The sequence below is a fragment of the Methanoculleus sp. MH98A genome (assembly GCF_000691865.1).
GTDB lineage: Archaea > Halobacteriota > Methanomicrobia > Methanomicrobiales > Methanoculleaceae > Methanoculleus.
On the sequence record NZ_JMIO01000251.1, the window covers coordinates 1 to 602 of the forward strand.

A 602-nucleotide genomic window follows, 5' to 3' on the forward strand; every position below is an offset into this window, starting at 1 on the left:
GACGAACTCTGCCAGAAGATTGGGCGATACGTGAATGAGCAGAGAAAGATTGCGTCAAAATTTAAGATCGGGATTACAAGCGACTATAATTACCGAGCAGAAGGTGACGATTACTTGCTGAATGGTTACAACCGCATGGTCGTCCTGTATCGGACACAATCTAAAGAGAGAGTTCGCTCGATGGAGCAGTATCTCATAAAACGTTTTCAAAAGTATGAAGAATGCAAAAATATCCGGCCCGGCGGCGAAGGCAAACTGAAATGGGGACCTCCATATTATGCATACCTCGTTATGAAGACGAAATAGGTGTCAATATTAAGTCTAATCGAGAAGGCTGTTGTTCGAAGACCCACAACCTTCTCAAACTACTCCCCTGTTGTACCCTGCTCCCTTCCTTATGGATAATTCCCAGATAAAACCGCATCCGCAATAAAACAGCAGGTGTGACTTATTTTCGCATGGTCGTGTACTGAAGCGCTTTATTCATGTGGGCCTTTGTTTGCTGGATCTTTTTGAGACAACTTCACCTTAGACTTGTTACTAGTTGTAACAGTATTCGACCACAGTCAAAGTATACTAACTGAGTATATCGTTATCATCTG

The 602-nt window shown here is 42.9% G+C and carries 1 protein-coding gene; it reads left to right on the forward strand.

Features of this window, described 5'->3' with window-relative positions; translation table 11 throughout:
* A partial coding sequence (locus EI28_RS15190) for a hypothetical protein (protein WP_048115453.1) occupies positions 1–306 on the forward strand: 306 nt, incomplete at its 5' end.
* Positions 307–602 lie beyond the last annotated feature (296 nt).